The sequence below is a fragment of the Stenotrophomonas sp. SbOxS2 genome (genome assembly GCF_013416715.1).
Taxonomy (GTDB): domain Bacteria; phylum Pseudomonadota; class Gammaproteobacteria; order Xanthomonadales; family Xanthomonadaceae; genus Stenotrophomonas; species Stenotrophomonas lactitubi.
In genome coordinates this window covers 37356-63690 of the sequence record NZ_JAAVXD010000005.1, presented here as the reverse complement: position 1 = coordinate 63690, position 26335 = coordinate 37356, and the positions used below count along the sequence as shown (strand labels likewise).

Sequence of the window (26335 nt, the reverse complement as noted above, 5' to 3'; positions counted from 1 at the left end):
CGTGCAGTATTGACTTCCTGCAGAAGCAATCCATACTAGCGAGTATGGTTATGTCCCCTACTCCCGCTGCATTCCATGACCTGCGCCTGGAGGCTGCCCACGGCGCCTCGCTGGCTGCAACTGCCAGCACCTCCGGCCGTCGCGGACGCGTGCTGTTCGCACACGGCTTTGGCCAGACCCGCCACGCTTGGACGACCACGGCCAAAGCACTGTCGGCCGCTGGCCTGCAGACACTGGCCTACGACGCACGCGGTCATGGCGATTCCGACTGGAATGCGGCCGATCTGGCCTATCACGGCGAGCAGTTCGCCGATGACCTGATCGTGCTGGCCGGCGAGCAGCCGCGACCGCCGGTGCTGGTGGCCGCGTCCATGGGGGGCCTGTTCGGCCTGTTGGCCGAATCACGCTGGCCCGGGCTGTTCTCGGCCATGGTGCTGGTGGACATCACCCCGCGCTGGGACACCGCTGGCGTCGAACGCATCCTCGCCTTCATGACCGCGCACCCGGAAGGATTCGCCTCGCTGTCGCAGGCTGCCGATGTGATTTCGGCCTATGTGCCGCACCGCCCGCGCAAATCCGAGGATTCACTGCGCGCCCTGCTGCGCGAAGATGGCCACGGCCGCTGGCGCTGGCATTGGGACCCGCGCCTGGTGGCCGAACTGGCCCGCGACAGCGAGCAGCACCAGGATGCACTGGCCGAGGCCGCGCGCCAGGTGAAGTGCCCCCTGCTGCTGGTCAGCGGTGGCCGCAGCGATCTGGTCACCCCGCAGACGGTGGCCGAATTCCTGGCATTGGCGCCGCACGCGCGCCACGTACAGTTGCCGCAGGCCACGCACATGGTCGCCGGTGATGACAACGACGCCTTTACCGCTACTGTGTTGGACTATCTGGACGTGTTGCCCGCAGCGGATGCTGCAGCTTCGTCCGCCATAAACGAGCACGTCACCGGAGCACGCTCATGAGCCTCGTCATTCCCTTCCTCGCCCTGCTGCTGGCAGGCGCGTTCGTTGCCTACCACCGCATGCGCCTGCTGACCTGGACGCTGATCAGCGTGGCCCTGCTGGTCGCCTGCTGGTTCATTCCCTACGTCAACCAGACCGCCACGATCGTCGCTGCTGCCGTACTGGCCGTGATCGTCGTGCCGCTGCTGCTGCCGTTCATCCGCAAGCCGCTGCTGACCGGCCCGATGATGAAGGTGTTCCGCAAGGTGCTGCCGCCGCTGTCGCAGACCGAGCGCATCGCCTTGGAAACCGGCTCGGTCGGCTTCGAAGGCGAACTGTTCACCGGTGACCCGGACTGGAACATCCTGCTGAACTACCCCAAGCCGCAGCTGACTGCTGAAGAGCAGGCCTTCCTCGATGGCCCGGTCGAAGAGCTGTGCAAGATGGTCAACGACTGGGAGATCACCCACGTCCATGCCGACCTGCCGCCGGAACTGTGGAGCTTCATCAAGAAGAACAAGTTCTTCGGCATGATCATTCCGAAGGAATACGGCGGCCTGGGCTTCAGCGCGCTGGCCCACCACAAGGTGATCCAGAAGCTGGCCTCGGTGTCTTCGGTGGTCAGCTCTACCGTCGGCGTGCCGAACTCGCTTGGCCCGGGTGAGCTGCTCAACCATTACGGCACCCAGGAACAGAAAGACCAGTACCTGCCGCGCCTGGCCGATGGCCGCGAAGTGCCCTGCTTCGGCCTGACCGGTCCGTTCGCCGGCTCGGACGCAACCTCGATCCCCGATTACGGCATCGTCTGCAAGGGCGAGTGGAACGGCGAGCAGGTCCTCGGCGTCAAGCTCACCTTCGACAAGCGCTACATCACGCTGGCCCCGGTGGCCACGCTGATCGGCCTGGCCTTCCGCATGTACGACCCGGACGGCTTGATCGGCACCACCCGCGATATCGGCATCACCTTGGCCCTGTTGCCGCGTGACACCGCCGGTGTGGAAATCGGCCGTCGCCATTTCCCGCTCAACTCGACCTTCCAGAACGGCCCGATCCGTGGCAAGGATGTCTTCATCCCGCTGACCCAGCTGATCGGCGGCGCCGAGAAGGCCGGCAAGGGCTGGAACATGCTCAACGAGTGCCTGGCCGTCGGCCGCTCGATCACCCTGCCCTCCACCGCCAGTGGCGGTGCCAAGGCCGGCGCGGTGGTGACCGGTGCCTACGCGCGTATCCGCAAGCAGTTCGGCCTGTCGGTCGGCCGCTTCGAAGGCGTGGAAGAAGCGCTGGCCCGCATTGGTGGCAAGGCGTACAAGATCAGCGCGCTGTCGCAGGCCACCGCTGCCGCTGTGGACCGCGGTGACGTGCCGTCGGTGCCGTCGGCGATCGCCAAGTACCACTGCACGAACATGAGCCGTGAAGTGATCTCGGACGTGATGGACGTGATCGGCGGCAAGGGCATCATCCTGGGGCCGCGCAACTTCGCCGGCCGCAGCTGGCAGGCCGCACCGATCGCGATCACCGTGGAAGGCGCCAACATCATGACCCGCAGCCTGCTGATCTTCGGCCAGGGTGCGATCCTCTGCCACCCGTGGGTGCTGAAGGAAATGAAGGCCGCGCAGGATCCGGACACCCGTGCCGGCCTGCAGGACTTCGACCGCAGCCTGTTCGGCCACATCCGCTACGGCATCTCCAATGCCGTGCGTTCGTTCTGGTTCGGCCTGACCGGCGCGCGCTTCGGTGCTGCCCCGGGTGACGCCTACACCCGCCGTTACTTCCGCAAGCTGGACCGTTACTCGGCCAACCTGGCGCTGATGGCCGACATCTCGATGATGACGTTGGGCGGCAAGCTGAAGTTCAAGGAATCGCTGTCCGGTCGCCTGGGCGACGTGCTGAGCCACGTCTACATGACCAGCGCCATGCTCAAGCGCTATCACGACGAAGGCGCACCGCAGGCCGACCAGCCGCTGCTGGCCTGGGCTTTCCATGACAGCGTGCACAAGATCGAGGAATCGCTGTCGGCGGCCCTGCGCAACTTCCCGATCCGTCCGATCGGCTGGCTGATGTGGGCACTGATCTTCCCGCTGGGCCGTCGTGCCGAGGCCCCGGGCGACCGCCTGAGCCGTCGCGTGGCTGCGCTGCTGATGGCACCGAACGAAGCCCGTGACCGCCTCGCCAGCGGCGTGTTCCTGACCCCGTGCGAGAACAACCCGGGTGGCCGCATCAACAGCTACCTGAGCAAGGCGATCATGGCCGAGCCGGTGGAGCGCAAGTTCATCAAGGCGCTCAAGACCAAGGGCATCGAAGCGCTGGATTTCGTCACCCAGTTGGACGAGGCCGTGGCCGAAGGCGTGATCACCCAGGACGAACGCACCCTGCTCGAGGAGCTGCGCACGCTCACCCTGGAAACCATCACCGTGGACGACTTCGATCCGGAAGAGCTGCGCTCGGCGGGCTACTACAAGCGCGAACAGAAGGGCGCGCAGTCGCAGGCCGCGTGATCGCAGCCACCATGTAAACGACAACGGCGGACTTCGGTCCGCCGTTTCTTTAGGGAGACACCCGATGTCTGCTCCACTGCTTACGCTTTACCACCGCCTGCAGCGCTGGCCTGCCGGCAACTGGTTGTTCTCGCGCGCGGTGTGCTTCAAGGCACCCTACTTCGCCAGCATCGCCCCGCGCATCACTCTCCTCGAGAACGGCCGCTGCGAGGGCACGCTCGTCGACCGCCGCAAGGTGCGCAACCACATCGGCACGGTGCACGCGATCGCGATGTGCAATCTGGCCGAGCTGACCGCCGGGCTGATGGTCGATGCGTCGCTGCCGAAGGGCATGCGCTGGATCCCCAAGGGGATGCAGGTGCAATACCTGGCCAAGGCCCGCGGCACGCTGCACGCGACGGCGTTGCCGGCGCAGCCGATCGTGGTGGCGGCCGAAGGTTACGCGTTGCCGGTGACGGTGAGCGTGCGCGACCGCGCGGGCACGGAGGTATTCAGTGCGGTGATCGACATGTGGGTGTCGCCGGCGAAGTGATGTTCCTGCGAACGGCGCAGCCCCTCGTGGGTGGGACGCTGGAAGCGGGTCATGGGTTGGGCCGGAGGGCTGGGGCCAGGCGGGGACGCCGCAAGTACGTCCCTGTAGGCTTAGCCGCGCCATCCATGGCGCGGATACCCCGCCCGGCCCCAGCCCTCCGGCCTCTGACAGTTCTCTGCGGCGTCCACCCACGCAAGAGAAAAAAGAAGAGCAAAAGCAAAAGCAAAAACAAAAGCGGCCCGGTGGCCGCTTTTTTCATGCGCGCAGAACCCACGAGCGCAGCGACCCGCTGTTGCTCTTGATCTTCTTTTTCTTCTCCGTGGGCTGGCCGCGCACGGAAACTGTCGGGGGTCGGGCGGGTTGGGTTCGCGGGGGTGTCCGCGGCATGGATGCCGCGGCCAAGCCTACATGGACGTACTTGCGGCGTCCCCCGCGAACCCAACCCGCCCGACCCAACCACATGACCCGCTCTACGCGACCCACCCACGAGGGGCTGCGCCGTTGGCTGGAAACTCACGCCACCGCGCGAAGGATCAACGCCAGGATCGCCGGCACCGCCTGGATCATGAAAATGCGCCGGCTCACGCTGTACGCGCCATAGCACCCCGCCGCCACCACGCACGCCAGCGAGAACGTCACCAGCACCGGCTGCGCCACCACCAGCCCCACCACGATGCCTGCCGCCAGGAAGCCGTTGTAAAGGCCCTGGTTGGCCGCCAGCACGCGCGTGGTCTCCGCCTTCTCCGGCGTATTGCGGAACGTCTTCAGACCCAGCGGGCGGGTCCACAGGAACATTTCCAGCACCAGGAAATACAGGTGCAGCACGGCAACCAGCACGGTCAGCAGCAGCGCTAGCAATGACATCGACTCTCTCCTTTGGAAAGTTGGGGTCAGAGCCCTTTTCCAATGAAAAGGGCTCTGACCCTGGATCACTCAACGGTCGCGCGGCAGCTTCTTTTCTTCGCGCAGCACGCCGAACGCCGCAGCGGTCATGCAGGCAGCCACCACCACGCCACCGATGAACACCACGTGCGAACCGAACAGGGACAGCCCCTTGTGCAGCCAGGCGAAGCTCAGGTCAGCACCACGATAGACCACGGTGTCGATGGCCGCACCGGCCTTGTAGCGCCACTGGCGGTCCACGCGGGTGTAGATGGTTTCGCGGGCTGGCTTGGCCAAGGCGAATTCGCTGGCGCGGGTCATCACCTGCACCACCGCCACCATCAGCGGCATCGGCGAGGCGGCCAGCACCGAGAAGCCGATCAGGATCGCAAAGCCCGGAATCAGCAACGCCGGTGCGATGCCATGGCGCGACAGCAGCCAGCGGGTCAGCCCGAGCTGCATCAGCAATGCCAGCGCGTTCACCGCCAGGTCGATGCGCGAGAAGAACGCGGTACTGGCAGCCGCATCGGTGAACGAGGCACGCACGATGGCGGCCTGCTGGTTGTACAGCAACGTGCCGACACCCACGCCGAACACCACCATGATCGCCAGCCAGCGCAGCAGGGGCTCGCGCACGATCAGCTTCAGGCCATCAAGCACACTGCCGCCCATCGGCTGCTCACCGGACACCAGCTGTTGTTCGCGCTCGCGCAGCACCGCCCAATGCCGCAGGCGCCAGATGCACAGCAGGCAGACGGCCAGGAAGCCGGCCGACACCAGCATCAGGTTGGCGATGCCGACGCGCTGCACCAGCGCACTGGTGATGATCGGGCCGAGGAACGCGCCGACGGTACCCGCTGCACCGATATAGCCGTAGTACGCCCGCGCCTGCGCATTGGAGAACACGTCGGCCATGAAGCTCCAGAACACCGCCACTGCGAACAGGTTGAACACGGTGATCCAGAAGAAGAACGCCATGCCACGCCCCGGCATGCCACTGTCGAACAGGGCATAGAACCCGAGCAGGGTGGCGATGAAGAAGCCATACACCGCCGGCAGGAACACCCGCCGCGGGAAGCGACTGACCAGCCAGCCATAGACCGGCTGCAGCACCAGCATGATCACGAACACGCAGGAAAACAGGAACTGCAGGACGAAGTCCTTCAGCGCGATGCCGTGGCTGGCGAACCAGGCGATCAGCACCGGTGGGAACACCGTCTCCAGGTCGGCCGAGGCGGCCATCGCTTCGCGTACCGGGCGCAGCACGTAGTAACCACTGAGCAGGCAGAAGAAGTACAGGAACGACCACCAGAGCGCCGGCGACTCGCGCAGCGCGGTCACCAAGCCCTTCAGTGCCCCGCTTTCACGCGCCGCGCTCACGCGGCTCCCCTCGCCAGCGAACGGCGGTTGGACAGCGGCATGGCAGGCTCCGGGGGCAGTGAAGCGCGTACGTTATCCAATGCACTGCAACATCGCCAGCGCAGGCGGCGCTGATGGCTGCAACGCAGTGTCACGGACCGGCCCGGCGGACACCTTGTGATACACGCTTTTCTGGCGTCAAAACTCCAACTTTTTCAACGAGATGCGCATTCATCTTCGCTTTGTTTGTGCACAGGCGAAAAGCGGCGCTAGAATCATCCCCAGCAGTCGCGCACGGGTTCCAACCGATGAAAAAGAACAGCCTGCGTCGTCCGATCCGTTCGGCGGCCACCGGTTTGCTGGGCATGTTGATGCCCCTTGCCTTGTCCACCACCGCGCAGACCCCGCCGGCCTTGCCGCCGATGCCGACCAACATCGAGACCGCTGCCGGTGGCGCCATCCCCCACACCCAGCCAGCGGCCTACCGCACCGGCCTGGTGCCGCAGGTGCAGTTGCCGGCCGCCGGTTTCAACGTCGCCAACATCGAATCAATGGCGCAGCAGCTCACCTATGGCGAGCGCGTGCCGGGCATGGCCGTGGCCATCGTGCAGGGCGGTCGTGTGCTCAGCGCGCGCGGCTACGGCGTCACCGACGTCAACAACCCGCTGCCGGTCGATGCCCACACCGTGTTCCGCCTGGCGTCGCTGTCCAAGGCCTTCGCCGGCACCATGGCCGGCCTGCTGGTCAACGACGGCACGCTGCGCTGGGACAGCAAGGTCACCGACTACGTGCCGGGCTTCCGCCTGAACTCGCCGGAGGCCACCGACCGCCTGACCGTGGCCGATGTACTCAGCCATCGCGTCGGCCTGCCGTACAACGCCTACGACCGCGACATCGAAGGCAATGCCGAGTACTACGCGCTGACCCAGAAGCTGGCCAACACCAGCCTGAAGTGCCTGCCGGGCGACTGCTACGCCTACCAGAACGTGGCCTTCAGCCTGATCGGCGATGTCGTGTATGCCGCCTCCGGCAGCTTCTACGAGCAGTCGGTCGAACGCCGTATCTTCAAGCCGCTGGGCATGAACGATGCCAGCCTCGGCCTGGCCGGCATCCAGGCCAGCTCGCGTTGGGCACGCCCGCACGTGCGCAGCCGCAACGGCTGGGTATCGCTGACGCCGAAGCCGACCTATTACCGCGTTGCCCCGGCTGCCGGCGTCAACGCCAGTGCCAGTGACATGGCGCAGTGGCTGCTGGCCCATACCGGCCACCGCCCGGACGTGCTGCCGGCGCCGCTGCTGGCCACCCTGCACTCCAGCCTGATCAACACGCCGGGCGAGATGCGCTCGGGCTGGCGCCGCGAACGCCTGCACTCGGCCGGCTACGCGCTCGGCTGGCGCACCTTCGACTACGCCGGTCACGATGTCGTGTTCCATGCCGGCGCCGTGCAGGGTTACCGCGGCCTGGTGGCATTGGTGCCCGAGCGCGACCTCGGCATCGCCATCATGTGGAACGGTGAAAGCGGCCTGCCCAGCGGCCTGCTGCCGACCGTGCTCGACGCCGCCCTCGGCCTGCCGTCGCAGCGTTGGCTGGACGTGGACACCGACTTCGGCAGCGACAACCTGATGGCCGAGGGCGCCGCCCCGGCACAGCAGGACAAGCGCAAGGGCAAGGGCGCCTCGGGCAACCGCGCGGTGGCCTCGCCGCGCTGAACTGGCGAGCTCGACCGTAAGCAGAAGGGCGGCCCTCGGGTCGCCCTTTTTTGTTGTTGCAAAGCCGAGCCCATGCTCGGCTGATTCAAGCAGCCGAGCCTGGCTCGGCTCTACCGTTCCGCAGCGCTAGTGGGCGAAGTAGTGCATTCCGCCATCCACCGGAATCACCGCGCCGGTGATGTACCCCGCCAACGGTGAGGCCAGGAACGCGACCAGGTGCGCCACCTCCTCCGGTTCGCCGAAACGCCCCATCGGGATGTTGCGGGCGATGAACTCACGCCGGCTCTCTTCGGTGGGATGCAGTCGATCCAGGATCTGCGCGCTGTTGATACGCCCTGGTGCAATCGCGTTGACGGTGATGCCCTCGCCCGCCACGTCGCAGGACAGCCCCTTGCTCCACAGATGCAGCGCCGCCTTCGCCGGGCTCGCGGCATTCACCGCGCGCGGCTCCATCGAGCCACTGAGGTTGATAACACGCCCCCAGCCATTGGCCCGCATCGACGGCAGCAACGCCTGCGTCAACCGTCTTGCTGCCGAGAAGTTCAGCGCCATCGCCTCGTCCCACACGTCGTCTGCGGCAGCCACCCCGGCCAGCCGCGCGCCACCAGCCGCATTGACCAGGATATCCACGCGCTGCAGCGCCCCCAGCGACGCGCTGGCGATGCGCTGCACGTCGTCGGTGTCGGTCAGATCGCCCAGCAGCACGACCGGTGCTGACCCACCCGCCGCCTCGATCGCGGCCGCCACCGATTGCAACGGCGCCTGCCGCCGCGCAGTGATCGCCACGCGCACACCCAGCGTCGCCAACACCCGCGCGACACCGGCGCCGATGCCACTGCCTGCGCCGGTGACCAGCGCGGTACGTTCTTCGAGATCCAGTTTCATGCGTTGCCCTGCCAGGTTCTGACGGCCCATCTGGCCGTGCGGACATGCTCTTTGAATACCCTCGATTGATAAACTCCAGCGAGGTTTCAACATTCAGAACCCGGGGTGTCAGATGAACCTGTTGGAGAGCATGCAGGTCTATGTGCTGGCCGTGGAAAAGGGCAGCCTGAGTGCCGCGGCGTCGGCACTGGACATCTCCGCGACGATGGCCGGCAAGCACCTGCGCGCCCTGGAGGAACGGCTGGGCATGCAGCTGTTGAGCCGCACCACGCGACGGCAGCACATGACCGCGTTCGGTGAGGCCTACTACGGCCGCTGCAAGGAGATCCTGCGCCTGGTCGAGGAAACAGATGCGCAGGCACAACATCACCATCTGGCACCGGCGGGCACGCTGCGGATCAGTGCACCGGTGATCTTCGGCACGCATGCGCTGGTGCCGGCACTGTCGACCTACATGGACCGCTACCCCGAGGTCAGCGTCGAACTGGTCCTGACCGATCGCGTGGTCGAACTGGCCGATGAGGGATTCGAGGCTGCCATCCGCATCGGTACGCTTGCCGACACCAGCCATCTCGTAGCGCGTCCGCTCAGCCCCTACCGGCTGACCTTGTGTGCATCACCGGCCTATCTCGCGCGGCATGGCACGCCGCACAGCGCGCAGGCGCTGCAGCAGCATCAATGCCTGTCGCTGGATCCGGCGGCGCTGTTGCACTGGCTGGGCAATGAGGCAACGTCGGCGACGCAGCCACCTTCAGGGCGCCTGCAGATCAACAACGGAGAAGCGTTGCGGCTGGCTGCGCTGCAGGGCCTGGGCATCATCCTGCAGTCGAGCCTGCTGCTGGCAGCGGACATCGATGCGGGTGGCCTGGTCCCGTTGCTGCCGGAACTTGGTCAGCGCGGTCGGCCCATGCACGTGGTCTATCCGCACGACCGCTATCACTCGACCCGGCTGCGCAGCTTCGTGGATTTCCTGGTCGAGCGGTTTCCCGGTGAAGCAGCTGGCCATCGCAGCTAGCCAACGCTGATGCCCATAAAAAAACCCCCTCCCCGCTGGGCAGTCGGGGAAGGGGTCTCAGGGTACGGCTATCGGGAGGTACTTAGATCAGCGGTGCCGGCGTTGCCGGAAGGGCCACCGGGGCGGCCTTCTTCTTGCGGGCGGCCGGCTTGCGCTTGGCAACCTTCTTGGCAGCCTTCTTCGGGGCAGCCTTCTTGGTGGCCTTCTTCGCAGTCTTCTTCACCGCCTTCTTGGCGGTCTTCTTTACCGCCTTCTTCACTGCCTTCTTGGCGACCTTCTTGGCCGGCTTGCGGGCAGTGGTCTTCTTGGCGGCTTTCTTGGCAGTCTTCTTGGTGGCCTTCTTGGCTACCTTCTTGACGGCCTTCTTCGCGGTCTTCTTTACGGCCTTCTTGGCAGCGGACTTCTTGGCTACCTTCTTCGCAGCCTTCTTCACTGTCTTCTTCGCCGTGGCCTTCTTGGCGACCTTCTTGGCAGCCTTCTTCACTGCCTTCTTGGCGGTCGCCTTCTTCGCGACCTTCTTCACTGCCTTCTTGGCAGCGGCCTTCTTGGCGACTTTCTTCACCGCTTTCTTGGCGGCGGGCTTTTTCTTCGCAGCTTTCTTGGTTGCCATGGTGATGGCTCCTCGTCAGTGATAGGGAGTTGAAACGCCCAGGTGGATCAAACCCGCCCATGCTGCGTGCGGGGACCGCCGGCGCGTCAGGCGCGCCGTTACGGATGCGGTGATGCCCGCCACGATCGGCGGAGCAGGCATCGGAACAGGGGTCGCCTTGCATTTCTCCGGGGGAAGCGGGGCCATGTCCACCGTCTTGAGGATCGCGGTGGTCTTCGAGGGGCTGCTTCGCATCGGACGATTGATTCTTCGCACTCGGTTTGGCAGGCAAGGTCTGCTGAGGCGAAACCTAATCACGGTTTTTTTTACTGTCAACAACCCCCGCGAAAAATTTTCACATCCGCCGCGTCCCGGGAGCCCTTCCCGCGCCTGCCGATGTTCCTCCGCGAGCGCCGTCAAACACGGCATCGCGCATCGTCGCTGCCATCGGCTGCGTACGAACAGCGAAGAAAAAACACTTGAAACAAGCACTCTGCGTCATGTAGAGGTCTGGAGTGGAACGCCACACGGCGACGTGGTCGTGCACGGCGATGCACTCGCCAACGCCAGCACAACGGACCTGCAACAAGGCCAAAAACTTTTCACATCCGGGCGCGCCGCCGCGGGGGTGGAAACGCGGATTTGCGCAAAACTGCGCACGCCTTTTGGCCGCGCTCAACTCCGGCTGATGCCATGGCGATGGCATGCGGCGAACCGGTCGGCATAAGTTCGACGCGTCCTCCAAAACGAAAACGGCCACCCGAGGGTGGCCGTTTTCGTACCGGGGAAACGACGACTCAGTGCTCTTCGTCTTCCAGGCCTTCGGCGTACGCGTCCGGGTCCAGCAGCTCGTTGAGCTCTTCGCTGTTGGACACTTCGACCACGAACATCCAGCCTTCGCCGTAGGCGTCCTCGTTGATGGTTTCCGGCTTGTCGGCCAGCGCCGAGTTGACCTCGACGATGGTGCCGCTGATCGGGCTGTAGACGTCGGAGGCGGCCTTCACCGACTCGACGACCGCGATCTGCTCGTTGGCCTTGGCGGTCGTGCCGACTTCCGGCAGCTCGACGTAGACCAGGTCACCCAGCAGGCCCTGAGCGTGGTCGGAAATACCGACGGTAACGCGGCCATTGCCTTCGACACGGGCCCACTCATGGGACTTGAGGAACTTGAGGTCGCCGGGGATCTCGCTCATGGGACTGCTCCAGAGATATGCAGGGGGTGGAAAAAACGGGGCTAGTGTAACCAACCGGCCGCCACTGCTGGCAGTGACGACCGGCACGTTTGGATCACGCGTCGGTGAGCACGCCGGGCTGGGCCTGGCCTTCGCGCACGAACGGGAACTTGACCACCCGCACCGGCACCTGGCGGCCGCGGATGTCGACGGTGACCTGACCGAGTTCACCGGCCGGCACGCGCGCGAATGCGATGCCCTTGGCCAGGGTCGGCGAGAAGGTGCCGGACAGGATCTCGCCCTGGCCGCCGGCCGTGGTGACTGCCTGGCCATGGCGCAGCACGCCCTTCTCATCCATCACCAGGCCGATCATCTGACGTGCGTTGCCGGCCGCCTTCTGCGCCTCCAGCACGTCGCGGCCGATGAAGTCGCGACCTTCGTCCAGCGACACCGTCCAGGCCAGCGCCGCCTCGTACGGGCTGATCGCTTCGTCCATGTCCTGGCCGTACAGATTCATGCCGGCTTCCAGGCGCAGGGTGTCGCGCGCGCCGAGGCCGGCCGGCTTCACGCCAGCAGCAAGCAGGCGGTTCCAGAACGCGACCACGGCATCCTGCGGCAGCAGGATCTCGAAACCGTCTTCGCCGGTGTAGCCGGTGCGGGCGACGAACAGTTCAACGCCGTCATCGGACTGCACCTGCAGCGCGGCGAAGCGGCCGAGCTTGCCCAGCGACTCACGGTCGGCTTCGCCGGCCAGGCCGATGACGATGTCGCGCGCCTGCGGCCCCTGCACGGCGAGGATCGCCAGGTCCGGACGCTGCTCGACGGAGACGTTGAACGGCGCCGCCTGCTCGCGCAGCCACGCCAGATCCTTCTCGCGGGTGGAGGCGTTGACCACCATGCGGAAGAAGTCTTCGCCCAGGTAATAGACGATCAGGTCGTCAATGACGCCGCCCTGCGGATTCAGCATGCACGAGTACAGCGCCTTGCCGGTGGCCTTGAGCTTGTCGACCGAGTTGGCCAGCAGGCGGCGCAGGAACGGCTTGACCTGGTCGCCGCGCAGGTCGACCACGGTCATGTGGCTGACGTCGAACACGCCCGACTCACGACGCACCAGGTGGTGCTCGTCCAGCTGCGAGCCGTAGTGGATGGGCATGTCCCAACCCCCGAAATCGACCATCTTGGCGCCAAGGGCGCGGTGGGTATCGTTGAGCAGCGTCTTCTGGGTCATGACCGGGTCCGGCAGCAGAGGAAACAAGAACGCGCATTATCCCAGATCGGTCGGCCGCAGGTCGCGCCGCAGCGCAGCGGGGGGATGTTGGCCGGCCTGCGGCCGGCGGGTGCTTTCTACAAGCCATAGCGCAAAGCGTGTCGGCTCAGCGAAGTCGACGGCTTGGCTGGAGCGGTATGGGCGATCGGGACACGCCGTGAACCCATCCCTGGGGGCTCGTTCGCGCCATCCATGGCGCGAACGGTCCCGCTCGCCCATACCGCTCCAGCCTTTCAACGTTCCCGGTGACGGGACGGAAGGCAAATGCCAGAGCAAGAGCAAGAGCAAGAGCAGATTTGGGTGTCGATACATATATAGATATAGAGAGAAGGGTCGGATCCCCTTCCTGCGGAAAGGGATCCGACCCCGGGCGCACGGAGCGCAGCGACCCGCTTTTGCTTCTCGCTTTTAATTTCTTCTCCGTGGGCTGGACGCGCACGGAAACTGTCGGGGGTCGGGCGGGTGGGCTGGGCAGGGGTGTCCGCGCCATGGATGGCGCGGCCAAGCCTACAAGGACGTACTTGCGGCGTCCCCTGCACAGCCCACCCGCCCGACCCAACCCAACCCAGCATCTGCTTTTGCTTTCAGCGACCACCCACGAGGGGCTGCGCCGTTGGCTGGAAAACTCAGCCGGCAGCTTCGACCACCAGCGCACTGCCCTGCACCGCCACCACCCGCACCAGCGTGCCGGCCGGCAGCTCCGGCCCACTCACCTGCCATGACGCGTCGTCGATGCTGACCCTGCCCTGCCCGCCGACGATGGCCTGCTGCAATGGCACCACCCGCCCGACCAGTTGTTCAGCGCGACGGTTCAGCAGCGGCGCGTCGCTCTGCCGCGCACGCGGCTTGCCCCAGTGCCGGTAGCACTGGATCGACAGCACGCTCAGCACCACGAAGGCGACCACCTGCCACAACACCGGGATATCGGCGAACACCGCTACCAGCGCGAACACCGCCGCCGCACCGATGCCGATCCACAGCATGAACGCGCCGGGCGCCAGCGCTTCGGCGGCGAACAGCAACAACGCCAACGCACCCCAGGCAACGACTTCCCAGCGCATGTCAGCCTCCAATCGGCGGCGGCCGCTTGGCCGGCGACCGGGTTTCCTGGTTGGACAGCGCCTGCTTGGCAAGCTCGGCCACGCCGGCGATCGAACCAATCACGCCGCTGGCCTCCATCGGCATCAGCACCAGCTTCTGGTTCGGCGACGTGGCCAGTTCCTTGAACGCTTCCACATACTTCTGTGCGATGAAGTAGTTGATGGCCTGGACGTCACCGTCGGCGATCGCCGCCGACACCACCTGGGTCGCCTTGGCTTCGGCTTCGGCCAGGCGCTCGCGTGCTTCGGCGTCGCGGAATGCGGCCTCGCGCCGCCCCTCCGCTTCCAGCACCGTGGCCTGCTTCTCGCCTTCGGCACGCAGGATCTCGGACTGTCGGGAACCTTCCGCCTCGAGGATCTGCGCGCGCTTCTCGCGCTCGGCCTTCATCTGCCGTGCCATCGCATCGAGCAGGTCGCGCGGCGGCTGGATGTCGCGGATCTCGATGCGGTTGACCTTCACGCCCCAGGGATTGGTCGCATGGTCGACCACACTGAGCAGCTTGGCGTTGATCACCTCGCGCTGGCTGAGTGATTCATCCAGGTCCATCGAGCCGATCACGGTACGGATGTTGGTCTGCACCAGGGCGATCATCGCCACTTCCAGCACCGACACCTCGTAGGCGGCCTTGGCCGCGTCCAGTACCTGGAAGAACACCACGCCATCGACGCGCACGGCGGCGTTGTCCTTGGTGATCACTTCCTGGCCGGGCACGTCCAGCACCTGCTCCATCATGTTCACCTTGCGCCCCACCCCGTAGACGATCGGGATCAGGAAATGCAGGCCGGGCGACATCGTGTGGGTGTAACGGCCGAACCGCTCGACGGTCCACTCATAACCCTGCGGCACCATCCGTACCGCCTTGAACAGGATGACCACGGCCACGAAGGCCAGTACCGCGCTGAAGAACATGGTCGGGAACATCGCGCTTTCCTTATGGGAGACGTCCGGAGCCCAGCATAGCGCGCGGATGCAGGCAGTGCGGGTGCGGGAGGTTCCAGCGGAAAGCAGCCGAGCGTGGCCCGGCTCTACAGCATGGGCCCGGTCAGATCCGGGTCGTGGCCAGGAAGCGCTCGCGGTCCTGCTGGGTCTGCCGGCGGATCTCGGCCAGCGCCTGGCTTTCGGTCGCCTCCAGCATCGCCTCGAACAGGCGCTGGAAGTGATGCCGCATCGCATTGCGTGCCGCGACCGGATCGCGCGCGCGCAGACCTTCGAAGATCGCCATGTGCTCGTCGGCGCGGCTGGCACCATCGTCATGGCACACCCGGGCATAGACCTCGGTCACCCGCGGCAGCTCACTGCGCATGCGCCAGATCTGCTGCACGAAATACTCGACCACCGGATTGCCCGACAGGCGGGCGATGGTCAGATGGAAGCGGCGGTCGTAATCGCCGGCCTCTTCATCGCTGAGGTCACGCCGGCACAGTGCTTCGGCCAGCACCTGCAGCTCGGCGATGCCGGCCTCATCGATATTGCTTGCCGCCAGCGCGGCGGCTTCTGCCTCGAACACGGCACGCGCAGCGGTCAGGTCGAAGGCGCTGATATCGGGCAGCCCGCCGGCAGCCTGTGCCGGGCGCGGCTTCACATAGACACCCGAGCCGATACGGATCGCGATCCAGCCCTGCGCTTCCAGGGCGATTTCCGCCTCGCGGATGGTGACCCGGCTGACGCCGAAGCGTTCGGCAAGTTCACGTTCGCCCGGCAGGCGCGAACCCGACGGATATTCGCCATCTTCGATCAGCTTGCGGAGCTTGGCGGCGATGGTCTGGTAAAGACGGTTGGCGGACATGCGGCTGACCCTTGGCGGTTCCCTCCGGGCCCGTCCCCGGCCACCGGGCACGGTGCGGGTCCGGTTGGAGCGACGGCGCGACCATTGGCCGCGCCGCCCTGTTCAGAACTTGTATCGTACACCGAAATACGCACGCCGCCCGTAGCTCACCACCTCGCGGAAATTCCCGTAAAGCGGCTGGTACGCCACGCGTGGCTCGTTGGTGAGGTTCATCAGTTCCAGCGACAGCGACAGCTGCTTGTTCACCCGGTAGCGCAGGCGCAGGTCGACGCTGGTGTTGTCATCGTAATAGCGGTTCTGCTGCGCCGTATTGCCGGTGAAGTCCTGGTAATAGTGCGAACGGAACTTGCCGATGGCCTGGATGTTGAAGCGGCCCACGTCCCAATAGATCGAACCGGACAGCACGTGCCGCGAGAATCCGCTCAGGCCGGCCGGCGGCACGATGGCCGGGATGATCGATCCGTCGGCGGCCAACTGCTCGCCCAACCGCGAGTCCTGGGTCTGGTAGTCGGCGTCGGCATAGTTGTAGCTGACCTTGAAGCCGAGGCCATCGAACGGCTTGGGCAGGTACGAGAACCGGTGCGTGGCACTGAGCTCGATACCGGTCAGGGTGCTGTCCTCATCGGTGGTCACCTGCTGGCGCACCGGCACGGTCACCGTCTGTCCGTTGATGGTGTAGGTTTCCGGCACCAGCGCGGTGGCGGTGCCGCCGTTGAACTGCTTCCAGTAAACCGCACCGGCCAGCAGCGTGTCCGGGTTCGCATACCACTCCAGCGAGACATCACCGTTCCAGGACATCAACGGCTGTGCGGCCGGATTGCCGCTGGCACTGATGTCGTCCAGCGCGTCGGCCAGGCCGGTATAGGTGGCATCGCTGCTCACATTGATGGTTCGACCGGCACCGAGTGCGGCGATATCCGGGCGTGACATCGCACGATACGCGCCCACCCGCAGCAGCAGGTCCGGCTTCAGCTCGAAGGCGGCATTCACGCTTGGCAGCAGCTTGTCGTTGCCCGACTTGAACACCTGGGTGGTGAAATCACCCGTGGGCTGCAGGCGGATCGTGCCGTCGCCGTTGTCGATGATCGCCAGGTCGGTGCGCACACCTTCCGAGCGCACATCGGTCTTGACCCAGCGCAGGCCGACATTGCCGGTGACCGGCAGCCCGAACAGCGTGCTGCTGAACTCGCCCATCAGGTACAGCGCGCGGGTTTTCTCGGTCACATCGACGTTGTTCGGATCCTGGAAATCCGGGTCCAGGCCGCTGTCGCTGGTGCCGCGGAAGGACTCGTAGAGGCAGCTCGGATCGAAGTACGCCCACGAGGAGATCGTGTTGCCGCTGGCCGCATCCATGAAGTCATCCTGCGGGAACGGTGCACGGCAGGCACGGTTGGCGGCAATGATCTTCGCCTTGTCTGCCGCAACGCGCTGGTCGTAGTCGGTCACCAGGGTGTTGTCGCGCAGGCGATAGTCGGCCTGGCTGGCGCGCACGCCACCCTTGACGCGGGTGAAGAAACCGGACTCGGGCATGAAGCTGGCATCGAAGCGGCCAGCCTTGATCTTGTGGTCGTTCTCGGTAGCGCTGGAGGTGACCCGCGCTGCACCGGTGTAGGCATCCCAGTTGTTGGGATCGAAGTTCGGCGCCAGCGCGACGCTTGGCACCTCGCCATGCCAGTCCCAGTCGTAGTCGACATAGCCGGTGGCGCCGCTGCTGATGCCCGGCACGATGGCGTTGTTGACGTCGCGCTGGTTGGCGCGCAGCCGGGTCATGCGCTCGCTGTCCAGGCGGTTGGTATGCGAATAGGAAAGATCGGTGGACAGCTCCCAGGCCGGGCTCGGGCGCAGGATCAGGTTGAGGCCGCCACCGGTGTACTCCTCGCCACGCCAATAGCGGTTGGAGGTCGAATCGATGGAGGTGCTGCCATGCAGGTGGCGGACGATGCCGTCCTCGTCCACGTCACGCTGGGTGATGCCGCGACGCGCGTTGGACAGGCTCAGGTCGCTGCGGTTCTCGTCCCAGTTGCGCTCGGTATGCTCGAAATCGAGGTTGACCTCGACCACGTCGTTGGGCCGCCACTGGAGCGCCGCGAACTCGCTCTGGCGATCATTGCGTTCCTGCTTCATGCGATAGATGCGGCTGCTGGGCACCAGGTAATACGGGGCACCGTTGGCGATGGCCTGGGCGCTGACTTCACTGCAGTTGGCATTGGCCACGTTCTGCCTGCCGTCGCAGGCATACCAGGTGGAGCCGCTGGTAATGCTCTCCTCTGGATCGGTGCCCTCCAGCCGCTGGATGCCCAGCGAGATACCGAGCTTCTGGCCGTTGCCGAATTCGAACTGGTCGATGTAGCTGGCGGTACCGCGATAGCCGATGCCATCGTCGTCGCGGTACTTCTTGTCATACTCGGCCCAGCTGCCACGCAGATCGATCTGCGCCGAGCGCTTGCCGTACTCCAGCGGCTTGACCGTCTCCAGCCCGATGGTGCCGGCGACACCGCCTTCGATGATGTCGGCACGCTGGGTCTTGTAGATCGCCACCGTGTTGATCAGCTCGGCTGGGAACATGTTGAAGTTCACCGAGCGGTCGCCGCTGCCGTTGGTGATCTCGCGGCCATTGAAGTTGGTGCTGCTGAGGAATGCGCCAAGCCCACGGATCGAGATTTCCGACGCGCCGGTCTTGTCGCGGGTCGAGGCTGCACCGGTCAGCGTTTCGATCGCATCGGCCAGCGATGGCGCGGGCAGGTCGCCGATGTCATCGGCCGACAACACATCGGCGATCACCGTGTCGTCGCGCTTCTTGTTGATCGAACTCTGCATCGACTCGCGGATGCCGGTGACCTGGACCTGGTCCAGGGTGGAGGCGTCCTGCCCGGAACCGGTAGCGGCAGACTGCGCCTGTACGGCCGGCGAAGCGGCCAGCGCAGCGAGCAGTGCCACGATCAGTGGTGTGGGTGACAACGGTGTACGACGTACAACTCCGGCAGGTTGCCGCATGGTTTTCCTCCTCCCAAAGGATCGCCCGGACGGTAGGCGTGGGACGCAGCTTCGACACGCCGACACAGAAATGTCAACCAACTGGACTGGATTTTTCGTAATACCTTTGATTCAGACCGGTTGCCCGCCATTTCATGTGCTGATGCAGCATGACTTTGCGCGCAACGTGGCTTACAACACACCCAACAAGTGGTATGCACACCCACTCTGAAACCGCGGCATCGCCGTCTCTGGAAGGACTTCATGCGCATTCAATCGACTTCGCACCGCCTTTCGAAACCTGCACTTGGATATTGCCTGGCAATTGGACTGGCAACATGCCTGACCAGTTCGCCGGCAACAGCTGCCAGCTGGCTCGTACACGACGTCGGCGCGTTCGCCACCGCCGCTGCCGCCCTGCAGCCTGGCGATGAGATCGTGCTGGCCGATGGCACCTGGACCGACGCGCGCCTGCTGCTGAAGGGCCAGGGCACGGCCGCCGCACCGATCGTGCTGCGCGCGCAGACACCCGGCAAGGTGATCCTCAGCGGGGCGTCGGACCTGCGCCTGGCCGGCAGCTACCTGCAGGTCTCCAACCTGGTGTTCCGCAACGGCTACACCCCGGGTGACGCGGTGGTGGCCTTCCGCGAGTCGAGCAAGGCGGTAGCCAGCCACAGCCGCGTCACCGGCCTGGTCATCGATGACTACAGCAACCCCGATGGCAGCGACCAGGACTACTGGGTGTCGCTGTACGGCAGCAACAACCGCCTCGACCACAGCCAGCTGCGTGGCAAGACCAACGCTGGCCCGACGGTGGTGGTGGTGCGCGATGCCACCCAAGGCCTGGACAACCAGCACCGCATCGACCACAACTGGTTCGGCCCGCGCCCTGCACTGGGCGTCAATGGCGGCGAAACGATCCGCGTCGGCACCAGCGACACCTCGCTGAGCGATTCCAACAGCACTGTCGAGAACAACTGGTTCGAGGGCTGCGATGGCGAGACCGAGATCGTCTCCAACAAGTCCGGCGGCAATACCTTCCGCGGCAACGTGTTCTATCGTTCGGCCGGCGCGCTGACCCTGCGCCATGGCAACGGCAACCGGGTGATCGACAACCTCTTCCTCGGCGACGACAAGGCCGGCACCGGCGGCGTGCGCATCATCAATGCCGACCAGACCGTCAGCAACAACTACTTCGAACGGCTGGCCGGCTCCAGCAACCGTTCGGCGCTGGCGGTGATGGACGCACAGGCCAATCCGCCACTGTCCGGCTATGCGCCGGTGGTCAACGCAACCATCAGCCGCAACACTTTTGTCGACGTGGCGAAGATCAGCTTCGGCGTTGGCCACGACGAGGCCAAGGGGATCGTGGTCGCGGCCAGCAACAGCCACTTCAGCGGCAACCTGATCGTCAACCGCACCAGCAAGAATCCACCGAATGCGGCCAGCTCGCTAGCGGGCATCGCCTTCAGCAACAACGTGCAGTCGCCGCAGGCCAGCAGCGTATTCCCGGGCGGAGTGAGCAGCGCCAGCGTCGCCCTGCAGCTGGCAGCCAGCGGCCTGTGGGTGCCGGCAGCGCCCCTGCCCGCCATCGGCGCCGATCCGGCGCTGGCGATGACCCCGCGCGAACAGACCGGGGTGGACTGGTATCCCAAGGTGGGCGAGGTTGCCCTGTCACGCACCAGCACCGGAGTTGATCGATGAGGTTGCAGCCGCTGTCCCTGTGTTCCCACCGCCTGGCGCTCGCCCTTGCCCTCGCCGCTCCCTTCGCCCTGATGCCGACGGCACCGCTGCACGCGGCACCTGCCGCAGCCGCGCGACAAGGCGATACCGCGCCGGTCCTGGTGACCGCTGCGCAGTGGCAGCAGATGGCCAGCGAGGGCAGCCGCTACCCGTGGTTCGCCAAGGAGCAGGCGCGTACGCAGAAATCGCTGCAGAAGATGATGAAGGCCGGCATCGACGTGCCGGTACCGAAGGACAAGGGCGGCGGTCGCACCCATGAGCAGCACAAGCGCAACTACCAGGCACTGCTGGCCGCCGGCACCCTGTACCGGCTGACCGGCGACAAGGCTTATGTCACCTATTCGCGCGACATGCTGCTGCAGTACGCCAAGCTCTACCCGACCCTCGGCCCGCATCCGGAAGGACGCGGGCAGATTCCCGGCCGGGTGTTCTGGCAGGTGCTCAACGATTCGGTCTGGCTGGTCAACGCCATCCAGGGCTACGACGCGATCCGCGATGCGCTGTCGCCGCAGGATCGGCAGACCATCGAATCGCAGGTGTTCCGGCCGATGGCCGAGTTCCTGGCCAGCGAGCCGAAGAACTACGACCAGATCCACAACCACGCAACCTGGGCGGTGGCGGCCACCGGCATGACCGGCTACGTTCTGCGCGATCCGGAACTGGTGGAGAAATCGCTGCGCGGCAGCCGCAAGGATGACCAGTTCGGTTTCCTGCGGCAGATCGACCTGCTGTTCTCGCCCGATGGCTATTACGAGGAAGGCCCCTACTACCAGCGCTACGCGCTGGCGCCGTTCCTGCTGTTCGCCAACGCCATTGAGCGCAACGAGCCGCAGCGGAAGATCTTCGCGCGCCGCGATGGCGTGCTGCTGAAGGCGGTGGACGTGCTGGTGCAGACCAGCTACGACGGCCTGTTCTTCCCGATCAACGATGCGATCCTGGACAAGGGCATCGACACCGAAGAGCTGGTGGCGGGCATCGGCATCGCCTATGCGCAGGCCGGCGATGATCGCCTGCTGTCGGTCGCGCAGCAGCAGAAGCGCCTGCTGCTGTCACCGGAAGGGCTGCAGGTGGCGCAGGCGTTGGCGGCCAACAAGGCCAAACCGTTCGACTACCGGCCGATGCTGCTGCGCGATGGCCCGGACGGTGAACGCGGCGGTCTGGCGATCCTGCGCATGGGCGGCGAACGCGGCCAGGCGCTGGTGCAGAAGGACACCATGCAGGGCATGGGCCACGGCCACTTCGACAAGCTCAACTGGTTGTTCTACGACAACGGCAATGCCGTGGTGACCGACTACGGCGCAGCACGCTTCCTCAACGTGGAAGCCAAGCGAGGTGGCATCTACCTGGCCGAGAACCGCAGCTGGGCCAAGCAGACCGTGGCCCACAACACCCTGGTGGTGAACGAGCAGAGCCACTTCAAGGGCGACTGGAAGCGCGGTGAGGAACATGCACCCACGGTGCGTTTCTTCCAGGCCGACGCCGATACCCAGATCGCTTCGGCGACGATGCGCGATGCCTATCCCGGCGTGGTATTCACCCGCACCCAGGCGTTGCTGCGCCACCCCGAACTGGGACTGCCGGTGGTGCTGGACCTGCTGCAGGTGCACGGCGACAAGGCCGCGCGTTACGACCTGCCGCTGCACTTCAACGGCCATATCGTCACCACCGGATTCGAGGCCGAGCATTTCCCCACCCAGCGCCCGGTGCTCGGCGGCGACAACGGCTATCAGCACCTGTGGCTGGACGCACGCAGCAAGGCCGGCAGTGAACCGCGCACGCTTGCATGGCTGCTCGACGGGCGTTTCTACACCTATCGCTTCGGCAGCAGTGCGCCATCGCAGGCGTTGCTGGTGGAAAGCGGCGCCAACGATCCCGAATTCAACCTGCGCCGCGAACCTGCGCTGCTGCAGCGCGTGGAAGGACAGAAGGATGTGACCTTCTTCAGCGTGCTGGAGCCGCATGGCGAGTACAACGGCACCGCCGAGTACGTGCACGGCGCCGACAGCCGCATCAGGGAGATCATCCGAACGCGCGGCAATGATGCCGAGGTGCTCGAACTGCGCTTGGCCAGCGGCGCACGCATCGCACTCGGCGTGGCCGACGACAGCGAGGCGAAGGGCGAACACAGCGTGACGGTGGACGGCTATGCCTACCGCTGGAGCGGCAGCCATGCGCGCATGGACCGCGGCAAGGGTGACGTGCGATGAACGGCCCCTCGGCCCTGGCCACGCTGCGCAAGGTGCCGGTGCGCTCGGCCGTGCGCTGGCTGATCGTCGGCCTGATCGCGGTGGCCACGGTGATCAACTACATCGACCGCAATGCGCTGGCGGTGATGTGGCCGGAGATCGCCAAGGAGGTCGGCGCGACCAAGGACGACTACGCGCTGCTGGTAACGGTGTTCATGCTGTTCTACGCCGCTGGCCAGTTCCTGTTCGGGCGCCTGTTCGACATGATCGGGACGCGACTGGGGTTCGCGTTGTCGATCAGTGTGTGGTCGATCTCGATCGCGCTGCATTCGGTCACCCACTCCATGCTGTCCTTCAGCGTAGTGCGGGCGATGCTGGGCGTCAGCGAAGCCGGCGCCTGGCCCGGTGCGGTGAAAGCCAACGCCGAATGGTTCCCCGCGCGTGAGCGCGCCCTCGCACAGGGCATCTTCAACGCAGGTGCGTCCATCGGCGCCATCGTTTCCGCACCGGCCATCGCCGGCCTGTACCTGTGGCTGGGCTGGCGCGGCACCTTCGTGCTGGTCGGTGCGCTTGGCTTCCTGTGGCTGCTGCCGTGGCTGTTCGTCTATCGCGCCGGCCCGGACAAGCACCCGTGGGTGAGTGACGCCGAGCGACGCCTGATCATGGAAGACCAGACCGGCCAGCAGCGCGCGGATGCGCCCAAGGTGAGCGTGCGCTCGCTGCTGGCGCACCGGCAGAGCTGGGGCATGTTGGCCTGCCGTTTCCTGCTGGACCCGATCTGGTGGCTGTTCGTATCGTGGCTGCCGATCTATCTGGCCGAGACCTTCGGCTTCGACATCAAGCAGATCGGCCTGTTCGCCTGGGTGCCGTTCGTCGGCGCCATGCTGGGCAGCCTCAGCGGCGGCTGGCTGTCGGGGCGGCTGATCAATGCCGGCCATGGCGTGGACCGCGCACGCAAACTTTCGATTTCGCTCGGCTGCGTGATCATGGCACCGGCCCTGCTCGGTGCGGTACTGGCCAACCAGCCGCTGTTTGCGGTGCTGGCGATCGCTGCGGTGCTGTTCGGTTTCCAGATCGCCATCGGCAACATCCAGACCCTGCCCGGCGATCTGTTCGACGGCCGCTCGGTCGGCACGCTGGCCGGTCTCGGCGGCCTGGCCGCAGTGGCCGGCACGTTGATCACCACCTGGCTGGTGCCGGTGCTGACCCGCCATTCCTACGCACCGATCTTCATCCTCGTTGCCGCACTGGTGCCGCTGTCGCTGGTGGCGCTGTGGTGGTGGACCGGACCGATCCACAAGCTCGACCGCAACGACGGTTGAGCCCCCCTTTCCCTCGCATTCCCCCGCAAACCAAGGAGTTTCCCGCATGTCGTTCCAGGACAAGGTGGCCATCGTCACCGGTGGTGGCCGTGATATCGGCCGTGCCGTCTCGATCAAGCTGGCTGCGGCCGGTGCACGCGTCTGCCTCAATTACGCCAACGACGAAGCCAGCGCACAGGAAACGCTGGCGCTGATCAAGGCGGCCGGTGGCCAGGCCATCGCTCACCGCGCCGACGTCACCGATCCGGCCGCGGTGGCCGGTCTGGTCGCAGCAACCCAGGCTGCATTCGGCCAGCGCATCGATGTGCTGGTGAACGTGGCCGGCGGCATGGTCGAGCGTCGCCCGCTGGCCGGCATCGATCCGGCGTTCTTCCACAAGGTCATCGACCTCAACCTGACCTCCACCTACCTGACCACCCACGCCGTGGTACCGCACATGGGCGATGGCGCAGCGATCGTGAACTTCGCCTCGCAGGCAGGTCGCGATGGCGGCGGCCCTGGCGCGGCGATCTATGCCACCGCCAAGGCCGGCGTGATGACCTTCACCCGGGCCATGGCAAAGGAGCTGGGGCCGAAGGGCATCCGCGTGAATGCGCTGTGCTGCGGCATGATCGCCACGCGCTTCCATGATGAATTCACCAAGCCGGAAGTGCGCACGGCGGTGGCCGGCGCGACGCCGCTGCGTCGCCAGGGGCTGCCGGAGGAAGCCGCCGATGCAGCGGTGTACCTGGCGTCGGACGCAGCAGCGTTCGTCACCGGCGCCAATCTGGACGTCAACGGCGGCACCTACTTCTCCTGACCGGACCGAAGCCCATGCAGCGCTGGATCACCCTGCTTTCCCTGGCCATCGGCAGCGCCGTGGCCGCCCCCGTGGCGCTGGCCGCACCGGTCTGGGTCACCGCCTGGACCGCCTCGCCCGCGCCTGACCGCAAGGATGGCAGCGCCGACGCGCCCGTACAGTTCGCCGCGCAGACCGTGCGCCAGGACATGCGCCTGGGCAGCAAGGGCGATGCGCTGCGTCTGCGCATCAGCAACGAGCTGGGCACCACGCCGCTGCATGTGGAAGAGGTACGGGTGCGCCTGAAGGATGGCAGGGCGACAGCGCTACCGCTCACCGTCGATGGACGCGCGTCCATCGACGTACCAGTGGGTGCCGCGCTGCTGAGTGATGCGTTGCCATTGCAGGTCGCCGCACTGCAGGAGATCAGCGTGACCGCGTACTTCCCGCAGCCCACCCGCCCTGCGGTGCGCCGCACCGTGGTGCGGGTGGCCGACGGCAAGCAGGATGCGGTGGCCGACAGCGTGCGCGTGGGTTACCAGCAGAATGTGTTCTCGGCCGTGCTGGTGCAGCGCGCGGATCGGCCGCAGGTGATCGTGGCCCTGGGTGATTCCATCACCGAAGGTGCGACGGCCTCGCGTGGCTCCTTCAACCAATGGCCCGAGCGGTTGGGCCAGCGTCTGCAGCAGGCCTGCCCGGACCGCTTCGTGGTGCTCAACCAGGGCATCAGCGGCAACAAGCTGCTGGACCATGGCCGCAGCCACAGCGCGCTGTCACGGCTGGATCGCGACGTGATCGCGGTTGCCGACGCCGACCAGGTGATCCTGTTCGAAGGCATCAATGACATCCGCCACGGTGGCGGTGCACAGCCGCTGCCGGGACGCAGCACGACGGACATGCTGCTGGGCTACCGCCAGGTGGCCGCACGACTGCATGCGCATGGCATCCGCGCTCATCTCGGCACACTGACGCCCTTCGGCGATTCGGAGCGCTACGAACCGGTATCGGCCGCCACCCGTACCGCGATCAACCAGTGGGCGCGTGGCAAGGACACCGGCTTCGATGGCGTGGTGGATTTCGATGCGGCGCTGCGCGATCCGAAACAGCCTGAATCATTGCCGGCGAACATCACCCGCGATCATCTGCACCCGAACGACGAGGGCTACCGGCGCATGGCCGATTCGATCGACCTGGCGATGCTGGGCTGCACGGCGCGTTGAATCACGCAGCGCGGGCCAGCTCCCCGGGCAACATCACCATTTCACCCTGCCGCGCAGGATGTCGGCGAACATCACCCAGTCACCGATGAAGGAATACAGCGGATGGCGGAAGGTTGCAGGGCGGTTCTTCTCGAAGAAGAAGTGGCCGACCCAGGCAAAGCCGTAGCCGCAGGCCAGTGCAGCCAACAGCAGCAGCGGCTGCCCTCGCAGCACGGCGGCGGCGACCAGCAGCAGCACGCCGCAGCTGCCGATGAAGTGCAGGCGACGCGACACCGTGTTGCGGTGCTCGCTGAGATAGAACGGGTAGAACTCGCGGAAGCTGGCGAAGCGGGACATGCGCATGCTCCGTTCGTTGAGGGTAGTGCCGGGCCATGCCCGGC

22 protein-coding genes are annotated in these 26335 nt (G+C 65.8%); 11 read left to right on the top strand and 11 right to left on the bottom strand.

The features are described from left to right. Positions 1–44: 44 nt before the first annotated feature. The 3 genes from HFK18_RS09930 to HFK18_RS09920 all read left to right on the top strand — a co-directional run bounded on the left by HFK18_RS09930 (position 45) and on the right by HFK18_RS09920 (position 3968). Positions 45–962 carry an alpha/beta hydrolase gene (locus HFK18_RS09930; protein ID WP_033831779.1) on the top strand — a complete coding sequence of 306 codons (918 nt, stop codon included), beginning with the start codon at positions 45–47 and terminating at the stop codon, positions 960–962. After that, entirely contained in the window at positions 959–3436 is a 2478-nt protein-coding gene (locus tag HFK18_RS09925; protein ID WP_089236501.1) for an acyl-CoA dehydrogenase, read from the top strand. The genes HFK18_RS09930 and HFK18_RS09925 overlap by 4 nt, the downstream gene beginning before the upstream one ends. 64 nt (positions 3437–3500) lie before the next feature. Continuing rightward, complete coding sequence (locus HFK18_RS09920; RefSeq protein WP_180166140.1) at positions 3501–3968, top strand: hotdog fold domain-containing protein; 468 nt, start codon at positions 3501–3503, stop codon at positions 3966–3968. A gap of 513 nt (positions 3969–4481) precedes the next feature. Here the strand turns inward: HFK18_RS09920 and HFK18_RS09915 are convergent. Together HFK18_RS09915 and HFK18_RS09910 are read right to left on the bottom strand one after the other, a co-directional pair. Continuing rightward, positions 4482–4832 (bottom strand): DUF1304 domain-containing protein, encoded by a 351-nt coding sequence (locus HFK18_RS09915; RefSeq protein WP_180166138.1) that lies wholly within the window; start codon positions 4830–4832, stop codon positions 4482–4484. 69 nt (positions 4833–4901) lie between these two features. Next, positions 4902–6230, bottom strand: a complete 1329-nt coding sequence (locus HFK18_RS09910; RefSeq protein WP_180166136.1) for an MFS transporter — start codon at positions 6228–6230, stop codon at positions 4902–4904. A gap of 287 nt (positions 6231–6517) precedes the next feature. On the opposite strand from HFK18_RS09910, the gene HFK18_RS09905 reads away from it, so the two are divergent. Further along, the gene (locus tag HFK18_RS09905) at positions 6518–7918 is read left to right on the top strand and encodes a serine hydrolase domain-containing protein (protein ID WP_180166134.1); all 1401 of its coding nucleotides are present in this window, start codon (positions 6518–6520) and stop codon (positions 7916–7918) included. A 126-nt stretch (positions 7919–8044) separates the two neighbouring features. Here HFK18_RS09905 and HFK18_RS09900 read toward each other — a convergent pair whose 3' ends face one another. Next, positions 8045–8803 (bottom strand): SDR family oxidoreductase, encoded by a 759-nt coding sequence (locus HFK18_RS09900; protein WP_180166132.1) that lies wholly within the window; start codon positions 8801–8803, stop codon positions 8045–8047. Between the two features lie 112 nt (positions 8804–8915). Between HFK18_RS09900 and HFK18_RS09895 the strand changes: the two genes are divergently transcribed. After that, the gene (locus tag HFK18_RS09895) at positions 8916–9818 is read left to right on the top strand and encodes a LysR family transcriptional regulator (RefSeq protein ID WP_180166130.1); all 903 of its coding nucleotides are present in this window, start codon (positions 8916–8918) and stop codon (positions 9816–9818) included. 82 nt (positions 9819–9900) lie between these two features. Here the strand turns inward: HFK18_RS09895 and HFK18_RS09890 are convergent, their stop codons facing one another. Then, on the bottom strand, positions 9901–10428 hold the full coding sequence (locus HFK18_RS09890) for a histone (protein ID WP_100460080.1): 528 nt from the start codon (positions 10426–10428) through the stop codon (positions 9901–9903). 184 nt (positions 10429–10612) lie between these two features. Between HFK18_RS09890 and HFK18_RS09885 the strand changes: the two genes are divergently transcribed. Further along, positions 10613–11134 (top strand): hypothetical protein, encoded by a 522-nt coding sequence (locus HFK18_RS09885; protein WP_180166128.1) that lies wholly within the window; start codon positions 10613–10615, stop codon positions 11132–11134. Positions 11135–11204: 70 nt separating this feature from the next. On the opposite strand, the gene gcvH is transcribed toward HFK18_RS09885, so the two are convergent. From gcvH to HFK18_RS09855, 6 genes are all read right to left on the bottom strand, one after another. Next, positions 11205–11600: a glycine cleavage system protein GcvH gene (gene gcvH, locus HFK18_RS09880; protein WP_180166126.1), complete on the bottom strand. Its 396-nt coding sequence runs from the start codon at positions 11598–11600 to the stop codon at positions 11205–11207. 94 nt (positions 11601–11694) lie between these two features. Then, positions 11695–12807, bottom strand: a complete 1113-nt coding sequence (gcvT, locus tag HFK18_RS09875) for a glycine cleavage system aminomethyltransferase GcvT (RefSeq protein ID WP_100553269.1) — start codon at positions 12805–12807, stop codon at positions 11695–11697. A gap of 665 nt (positions 12808–13472) precedes the next feature. After that, positions 13473–13907: an NfeD family protein gene (locus tag HFK18_RS09870; RefSeq protein WP_099818856.1), complete on the bottom strand. Its 435-nt coding sequence runs from the start codon at positions 13905–13907 to the stop codon at positions 13473–13475. 1 nt (position 13908) lies between these two features. Beyond that, a complete protein-coding gene (locus HFK18_RS09865; RefSeq protein ID WP_089236512.1) occupies positions 13909–14868 on the bottom strand; it encodes an SPFH domain-containing protein in 960 nt (319 codons plus the stop codon). 121 nt (positions 14869–14989) lie between these two features. Continuing rightward, entirely contained in the window at positions 14990–15733 is a 744-nt protein-coding gene (locus HFK18_RS09860; protein ID WP_099818855.1) for a FadR/GntR family transcriptional regulator, read from the bottom strand. Between the two features lie 102 nt (positions 15734–15835). Beyond that, on the bottom strand, positions 15836–18727 hold the full coding sequence (locus HFK18_RS09855; RefSeq protein WP_180166124.1) for a TonB-dependent receptor: 2892 nt from the start codon (positions 18725–18727) through the stop codon (positions 15836–15838). 243 nt (positions 18728–18970) lie between these two features. Here HFK18_RS09855 and HFK18_RS09850 point away from each other — a divergent pair, with 243 nt between their 5' ends. From HFK18_RS09850 to HFK18_RS09830, 5 genes are read left to right on the top strand one after another with little or no spacing between them, the layout of a single operon-like run. Further along, on the top strand, positions 18971–20410 hold the full coding sequence (locus HFK18_RS09850; protein WP_180166122.1) for a polysaccharide lyase 6 family protein: 1440 nt from the start codon (positions 18971–18973) through the stop codon (positions 20408–20410). Further along, entirely contained in the window at positions 20407–22656 is a 2250-nt protein-coding gene (locus HFK18_RS09845) for an oligoalginate lyase (RefSeq protein WP_180166120.1), read from the top strand. Before HFK18_RS09850 ends, HFK18_RS09845 begins: the two co-directional genes overlap by 4 nt. Continuing rightward, entirely contained in the window at positions 22653–23957 is a 1305-nt protein-coding gene (locus HFK18_RS09840; protein ID WP_180166118.1) for an MFS transporter, read from the top strand. Before HFK18_RS09845 ends, HFK18_RS09840 begins: the two co-directional genes overlap by 4 nt. Positions 23958–24003: 46 nt before the next feature. Beyond that, a complete protein-coding gene (locus tag HFK18_RS09835; protein WP_180166116.1) occupies positions 24004–24756 on the top strand; it encodes a glucose 1-dehydrogenase in 753 nt (250 codons plus the stop codon). 14 nt (positions 24757–24770) lie between these two features. Next, a complete protein-coding gene (locus HFK18_RS09830; protein ID WP_180166114.1) occupies positions 24771–25955 on the top strand; it encodes a GDSL-type esterase/lipase family protein in 1185 nt (394 codons plus the stop codon). Between the two features lie 33 nt (positions 25956–25988). On the opposite strand, the gene HFK18_RS09825 is transcribed toward HFK18_RS09830, so the two are convergent. After that, the gene (locus HFK18_RS09825; protein ID WP_180166112.1) at positions 25989–26291 is read right to left on the bottom strand and encodes a DUF962 domain-containing protein; all 303 of its coding nucleotides are present in this window, start codon (positions 26289–26291) and stop codon (positions 25989–25991) included. Between the last annotated feature and the right edge of the window lie 44 nt (positions 26292–26335).

Coding starts and splice junctions, on each gene's coding strand:
- HFK18_RS09895 (WP_180166130.1), top strand. CDS start 8,916: ATGAACCTGTTGGAGAGCATGCAGGTCTATGTGCTGGCCGTGGAAAAG.
- HFK18_RS09915 (WP_180166138.1), bottom strand. CDS start 4,832: ATGTCATTGCTAGCGCTGCTGCTGACCGTGCTGGTTGCCGTGCTGCAC.
- HFK18_RS09860 (WP_099818855.1), bottom strand. CDS start 15,733: ATGTCCGCCAACCGTCTTTACCAGACCATCGCCGCCAAGCTCCGCAAG.
- HFK18_RS09925 (WP_089236501.1), top strand. CDS start 959: ATGAGCCTCGTCATTCCCTTCCTCGCCCTGCTGCTGGCAGGCGCGTTC.
- HFK18_RS09920 (WP_180166140.1), top strand. CDS start 3,501: ATGTCTGCTCCACTGCTTACGCTTTACCACCGCCTGCAGCGCTGGCCT.
- HFK18_RS09855 (WP_180166124.1), bottom strand. CDS start 18,727: ATGCGGCAACCTGCCGGAGTTGTACGTCGTACACCGTTGTCACCCACA.
- HFK18_RS09850 (WP_180166122.1), top strand. CDS start 18,971: ATGCGCATTCAATCGACTTCGCACCGCCTTTCGAAACCTGCACTTGGA.
- HFK18_RS09890 (WP_100460080.1), bottom strand. CDS start 10,428: ATGGCAACCAAGAAAGCTGCGAAGAAAAAGCCCGCCGCCAAGAAAGCG.
- HFK18_RS09930 (WP_033831779.1), top strand. CDS start 45: ATGGTTATGTCCCCTACTCCCGCTGCATTCCATGACCTGCGCCTGGAG.
- HFK18_RS09870 (WP_099818856.1), bottom strand. CDS start 13,907: ATGCGCTGGGAAGTCGTTGCCTGGGGTGCGTTGGCGTTGTTGCTGTTC.
- HFK18_RS09830 (WP_180166114.1), top strand. CDS start 24,771: ATGCAGCGCTGGATCACCCTGCTTTCCCTGGCCATCGGCAGCGCCGTG.
- HFK18_RS09845 (WP_180166120.1), top strand. CDS start 20,407: ATGAGGTTGCAGCCGCTGTCCCTGTGTTCCCACCGCCTGGCGCTCGCC.
- HFK18_RS09865 (WP_089236512.1), bottom strand. CDS start 14,868: ATGTTCCCGACCATGTTCTTCAGCGCGGTACTGGCCTTCGTGGCCGTG.
- HFK18_RS09835 (WP_180166116.1), top strand. CDS start 24,004: ATGTCGTTCCAGGACAAGGTGGCCATCGTCACCGGTGGTGGCCGTGAT.
- gcvT (WP_100553269.1), bottom strand. CDS start 12,807: ATGACCCAGAAGACGCTGCTCAACGATACCCACCGCGCCCTTGGCGCC.
- HFK18_RS09900 (WP_180166132.1), bottom strand. CDS start 8,803: ATGAAACTGGATCTCGAAGAACGTACCGCGCTGGTCACCGGCGCAGGC.
- HFK18_RS09840 (WP_180166118.1), top strand. CDS start 22,653: ATGAACGGCCCCTCGGCCCTGGCCACGCTGCGCAAGGTGCCGGTGCGC.
- gcvH (WP_180166126.1), bottom strand. CDS start 11,600: ATGAGCGAGATCCCCGGCGACCTCAAGTTCCTCAAGTCCCATGAGTGG.
- HFK18_RS09885 (WP_180166128.1), top strand. CDS start 10,613: ATGTCCACCGTCTTGAGGATCGCGGTGGTCTTCGAGGGGCTGCTTCGC.
- HFK18_RS09825 (WP_180166112.1), bottom strand. CDS start 26,291: ATGTCCCGCTTCGCCAGCTTCCGCGAGTTCTACCCGTTCTATCTCAGC.
- HFK18_RS09905 (WP_180166134.1), top strand. CDS start 6,518: ATGAAAAAGAACAGCCTGCGTCGTCCGATCCGTTCGGCGGCCACCGGT.